This is a genomic window from Vibrio rumoiensis 1S-45 (genome assembly GCF_000286955.2).
Classification (GTDB): domain Bacteria; phylum Pseudomonadota; class Gammaproteobacteria; order Enterobacterales; family Vibrionaceae; genus Vibrio; species Vibrio rumoiensis_A.
Genome location: NZ_AJYK02000059.1, coordinates 21010 through 27198, shown reverse-complemented (window position 1 = coordinate 27198; position 6189 = coordinate 21010). Strand labels below are relative to the sequence as shown.

At 38.6% G+C, this 6189-nt stretch carries 5 protein-coding genes; all 5 read right to left on the bottom strand.

Features of this window, described 5'->3' with window-relative positions; translation table 11 throughout:
• Nucleotides 1-141: 141 nt before the first annotated feature.
• Complete coding sequence (gene cas6f, locus A1QC_RS07890) at nucleotides 142-753, bottom strand: type I-F CRISPR-associated endoribonuclease Cas6/Csy4 (RefSeq protein WP_017026499.1); 612 nt, start codon at nucleotides 751-753, stop codon at nucleotides 142-144.
• Nucleotides 754-757: 4 nt separating this feature from the next.
• Nucleotides 758-1783, bottom strand: coding sequence for a type I-F CRISPR-associated protein Csy3 (csy3, locus tag A1QC_RS07885; protein WP_017026498.1), 1026 nt, complete (start codon nucleotides 1781-1783; stop codon nucleotides 758-760).
• A gap of 6 nt (nucleotides 1784-1789) precedes the next feature.
• On the bottom strand, nucleotides 1790-3877 hold the full coding sequence (locus A1QC_RS07880) for a type I-F CRISPR-associated protein Csy2 (RefSeq protein ID WP_017026497.1): 2088 nt from the start codon (nucleotides 3875-3877) through the stop codon (nucleotides 1790-1792).
• Nucleotides 3878-3879: 2 nt separating this feature from the next.
• Complete coding sequence (locus A1QC_RS07875; protein ID WP_017026496.1) at nucleotides 3880-5106, bottom strand: TniQ family protein; 1227 nt, start codon at nucleotides 5104-5106, stop codon at nucleotides 3880-3882.
• A 92-nt stretch (nucleotides 5107-5198) separates the two neighbouring features.
• Nucleotides 5199-6188, bottom strand: a complete 990-nt coding sequence (locus A1QC_RS07870; protein ID WP_017026495.1) for a hypothetical protein — start codon at nucleotides 6186-6188, stop codon at nucleotides 5199-5201.
• Nucleotide 6189: the final 1 nt, after the last annotated feature.

The window sequence follows — 6189 nt, the reverse complement described above, 5'->3', positions numbered from 1 at the left end:
TAGCTGCCTATTCGGCAGGTCACTATAGAAAATAGTCATAACTTCACCTGTTTTCAAATGATTACGCCCAGAAACCCTAAAGTACCCTATATTTCAAACAACGAATAAGACACTGATTCTGAAAGACAAGAAACAACATATTTAAAACATGGTATTTTTCAGATCAGGCACCGTTCCTTTCCATGCTTGATTCGTTGCTAACCCGTATGAATTAAAGTGGTTTAGCCTAATATCCACACATTCTTCCTTTTGAACATGAAGCATGATGTCTTGATTGGTAGACTGACTAGTAAGTGGTATACGATGAAAGTTATCAAAAACACGTTCCTCGTTAACTTTATTCGGCTGAATTTTTCCGAGCTTTTCAGCCCTATCTAGCGCACGTTTCATTCGACGTCTTTTTGAACCTAGGAAGCTTTTACCAATAGCTTGATTACGTATAAACCTGACCTCTTTAGCATCATCGGCTACAGGTAATACTCCTGAAAGTTCAAATAACCCCTCTTCCTTCATAAGTGAAAAATAAGGCTGAAACGACAAACCGATCAACAACTCTTTATCTTCGGCAACAAAGGCAATTGCGTTACCCAATGATTCTTCTGTCCAGAATGGAAAACTGACCCCCACCGCATTCTTTCCCGTTGGGTTTTTATTGATAAAACCATGCATGATTGAGATACACCGACCACATAGCAAACTGGTATCAACATTATCAGGAAGAAATTTAACCACAAAAAAATATCGGCCAGACATACAACTATTCCTTTCCGCTATTAAATAAGCCACCTTTAACCAAAACAGACATAATAAAATGCACCTCATCAGGAATATCATCGGACTTCAGTAACATTTCAATCCAATGCTCTGCTTGGCTGACTAAATAGTAAAAATCCGTATTCAAGGCCGAATGACGCCTTGCAATGACATATTCTCTATCCGCACCGTACTCATTCACTCGAAGTGGCTTATCTGCATTGTCCTGCCACCAATCGTCGATAGACTGAATAGCCGCACCAATTTTTTGTCCATGAAAAGCTACGGTTTCATCACCATTGGGAAGATGGGTTGTTGCCAATTTTTTCGTTGGCTTACCTTTCTCTTTTTGATCAAGAAATTCTTGGCTTGGATAAATTTCATCCCCCCAACCAACACTCATCGAGGCTTTGATATCCATATAAAAGTAATCTTGATTATTTGAAAGCGCTTTCGTGATGTATTGGGTTAAGCCCTTTAAAGCTTGTTGTGACGGCTGATCCCAGTGCCCATACCAGCTCAACTTCAACGCATTTTCAATGATAAAAGTTTCTTGTTCACTGTTTATAACTTCAATTTTTACTGCTCGGCATGCTCTGTTCCGCCACAACCAAGTCCCTAATAAAATGTTTTTTGCATACCGCTGCGCTAATTCTTCATAGCCACCTTTCTCAGCATATAGCGAGGCCAATTGAGTTAACATTGCCCTTACCTCTGGATCTGAGCATATTTCGGGCTGCAACGAATTAGCGTTGATTCTCAATGAATATGCACAGTAAATGGTATTCACAGTCGGTGGGACGTAACATTCTTCAATGTACTGGATGTTACCTTGTGCTAATTCATACGAAGCCACATTCTTCCGTTTCAACTCACCAGTATATGCTTGCGAATAATCTCCTTTAGAAGCTCTTAAGCGTGTTCTATCGATGCTGATTGGCTGAATTTTCTCTTGCGCATCAACAAAGTAAAAACACGCCTTACCCGCACTTAAGGAGCGAACATAATTCAATTGTTTACAAAGTTTCATAGCAACCTAATTTTTATCCTTTTGAATAAGAATAGTTGCCTCATTATTTTCTTGCTTCCAAAATGCCTGCTTAAAAAAGTGATCTCGGCCACTAAAACGCACATCTATCGCATTCACACACTTAGCCACCCCTGTCGTATTTTCGGCATAAACATGTATATCCGTCAGCGAGTTCATCCTTTCAGCGGGGTGTTCTAAAAAATGGAATCCATTGGTGACTGGAATTAATTCGCCATCATTTGATAACAACTCAGTTAATTCGGTAAAACTTATCGGTTGCTGTTCTTCAGGGAATAACCAAGTGCCAAAGGCTGGAAAAGATTTAATGCGATAAAATAAGTCTGTTTGACTACGATAAGTTTCAATCCAATTGGTCTTTAAATGAAGATTAGGTTGGAACAGCGAACCTCCGCCAAGTGAACTGGGTAATGACGCTTTCAATTGTTTGGTGTAATCAGATAAACACCCTTGACCTTGAACCTTAATCACAACGTCAAATTCCAAATTCACCGTCCTTGCAGGAAGAATTGTTGACCTCTTCACCTTAGAAATGGTTCGTTTTGCCTTAAGTACACTTGGCTCCGTTAGTTTTGCAGCTGATTTAATATTTTCATTACGATAAAAGATAGCCACACTTTGAAATTGAAATACTGCAGAGTCACTTAAGGATTGATTAAATTGTCTCTGATAATGATGAATAAAGCCCCATAGTGCGGTTAAAGACAAACATCCGCATAAATATGGACTACTCATCGCATTCGCATCTTCTACTCGCAATGAACTTAAATGAATATATTGCTCTTGAGTTTTTGTCACATCTGATGGAACGGATGGTTTGCTTAATTGATCTAAAATCCATTGTAATTGTTGCTTTAGAGGAATTAACAACTTCGGATGGTAAGCATAACGACTAGAGTATTGGTTTAGTTGAAGGGTCTGCTGTAATAAATGATTTAATGGATTGAGTAGCTTAATGATTTGGAATTCATCACCATGAAGAAACTCTGTTATGGCAGAGTTATCATCGCTCACTTGTGAAACATCATTTTCAGCAGTTAAATGATCTCTTAATTCAATCAACGGTAATAACCATAGCGCAATTTGCTTTCTTACTATTCGCAACTGAAAGTGTCTTGCTCTCTGCTGCTTTTTGGCGGTATGTAATGACTCAGAACCGCATAAATGACTTAAAACTTTGCAAAATTTTCTATTGGTTAATTGGTAGTCATCGAACCACTTTCCCGTTTTATTCCTACTAGCAGAGAAAGTAGATTTAGGATCTTTATTCAAGCCTAGCGGGTAATGTAAAGCTTTCATATTACCGCCTACCGAGGCACATAAATTACCAATACTAGCTGAATTAGGAAAAGCCAAAGTTGTAAAGTTTAACCCCGAACTTTTATCTCGTGCCAACTTTTCAATCTCTAGTTGAATTGCATGGCTCACAACGGGTGTGATGGACAAATAATCACTACCCCAAGGAAAGCGAACTTGCTTACTAAAACGATCTATTTCCGATGGAAAATCAGGTTTCTCTGGTAAATCACAAGTGATTGCTTGTTGTAATAGCTTTAAGGAAGCGGCTTTGAGGCCAAACTGTTTTAAAAGCTTCAGCCATAGGGGGTCAGATTGGCGTATCAAATCTAACAAGCACCAAGTCTCGCCCTGCCAAATAAAGGTACTTAATAGCCAAACTGTGTGTTTATACACCGCAGAATTATGAGACCATCCCAATGACGATGATAAATAAGCGCTAGAGATAAATGAGGCATCAAAAAGTAAAGGATGAGCAATGATACGCTGGTCTTTAACCCGGCAATCTGGAAATTTAAGGTTATGGGAATGCAGCCATTTTATTTCATTACAAATGATATCAATGTGCTTAGGGTCTATGAGATAACCTTTCGCTCTTGCAGAGTCTAACCAATTCGAACATTCAGGTTTACTGAGCGATAAATTCAATAAAATGATTAACGCATTAAACTCATCACCATCGACGTCTATTAGCTCAGAATATGGCATGAAGGCTTTCTTCAATACCGTTTGACGATCAACTTCATTCTTCTCATTGATTAAGTCTTTTAATTTAGCCATTCTTACCACTCTGGAAGATACAAGTTTAAACCATCAACCGATGAAGTCATTTTCGCCAACTTTAACTCTACGACACTTCGTAACGTAAACACTGACTGCTGACTTGCCAACTTACTGCTCATTTTAAGCCTCACACCTGCCTTTATTTCACCAAACTCATAAAGCCGGTAGATTTCCTCAACAGTACAAGAAAGTAATGTAGAAGCCTCTAGAGGGCTCAATAGAACATCTCCCACATTGGATTTCTTATCTTTAGGATTTCGAATGACAAGATCTGTCATGTACTCTAAAACCGAACTTAACACTTTATTATGAGCAATTTGACGATTAGGTAGCCTGCGACAATCTTTTAATAGCGAACCAAAACCCTCATTAAAAAACGTTTGATTCCAAGGTTTAATCCGAACCTGCTCCGCTTTCTCCAATTGACGATCTAAATCAGAAATAAAGCTTTGAGGCCACTGTTGTGCATAAGCAATAAAACTCTCTAAATTTATATCCTTATCTTCGCCATATCGATTCACGTACCACAATAAAATTCCATAACGTTCAGAGATAGAACATGAATAACTGAACAAGCCTTGTGATTCCGTCAGGCTTGAGTTTGAACTACTGACTTGTAACCACTGCGACACAGACTGCTGAGAATCACTTGATGGCTCTGTTTTTACGCCAATGAAACAATAACCGCATTCACAATGATCAATAATTTCAGAGTCTTGATAACCAATGCGGCGGTTACATTCAGGGCAATGGTGCAATAATTTGCATTGGTGAACATGACAAGCTTGATAAGGTAAAAACTGCCAATGCTGACGGATATAACTCGCCTCTGCTAAGCATTCTGAGCAAACAGGAGTGAAGGTTTTTCTTAGAAATGAAAATGGATAATCAATATTATTACGGTACACCGCTTTGTAATCGGGTGAGAATATTGCTTTGGAATGAGTTAGTGCAATTTTCATCAAACTAAAGTTTTTCAACTCTAGCTGGTTAGTAAGGTGCATCAACACTCTTACACGCATTTGGCTAGTTGTTTCTGCGTGAAATAGGTTAACCCGGCTTAACTCAAAGGGAAATGCGCCAGCCATCGCCTCATGTTGCCCAAGCGTGTCGCGCCATATATCTTCTGCGAAATGTGAAAAACGCTCGTAGCCTTGATATCGGGACAACCGAAGTAAAAAGCTTTCGAGCGTTTCGTCTGGGTAATGCCTAAATTCTAATTCCATTGCCAACCTAAAAACTTAGTTATTCTAAGTTTTAGTATTGAGCATAATCCCAAGAATGCAAATTTTAAATGAGACTTAAGTTACAATTTTTATCACGACACTTTCTCAATCACAAAACCATCACTCTCAACAAATTGAATCAGCTTAGAGATATGATTGATACCCCATTGATTGCTGATAACTATCGTTTCACCTGATATCAATTGAATAGGTTCTTGCATGTGGAAACGACTCATTTGTTTTTCAGGCACCTCTTCCAGTAGTTTTACAATGCTGGAGCGAACTGTTTTATTTAAACCATCTAGAATGTCATTTATTGTATTAGGTCGATGCTTTTTAATCCAAGCACTCACTAATGCAAGCGCTAAATACCGCTTATTGAACACCTCACCATCAAATCTATATGAAGAATAATCAAACTCTCGAGTAGAGCGGCTTTGAATTTGCTCTGTTCGCTTTTCTCTGAACCTGACTTGATACTCTTCTACTTCTGGCACCGGTATTATTTGTTCCGCATTGATTAACACATCACCTTTATATCGATAAGGTGTTAATCGAACACAACTGATATCAATTTTCTTATCTCTAAGCCATAGAACAGACGTCGTAAGTTCTTTCCCGAAATCAGCAGAGGCAAGCACAATTCGAACATCATTTCCAAAATCATCAAGGCTGCTTTCATCAAGATCGACGAAATCAAGCAACGTTTCTCGCGCGTTCAGGTCGGTGCCTTCTTTTTGCAAATATTGGGTAAAGTATTCACACGCTTTATCAAATGTCATGGTTGAGATCATTGCAGCGTAACGTAGGGCTTGAAGCTCCATGTGCGCGCCTATCTCATCTCGTTTTAGCTCAATAACCACAAGATTGGCATTTTTGTCTATTGCGAGTAAATCGATTCTACGCTTGCTCTCATCCCAATCACCAAATTCTTCAGAAATGACTAAGCAATCAGGAGCAATTGCATCAATACAGCCTTTTAATGCTTGTTGTAAATCTTGACGTTCCATTAATCCTTCTGCCACAAATGACGTTTTAGTTAATGGTGAGAGTTGTTTATCTGAAATATTATATAAACTCATA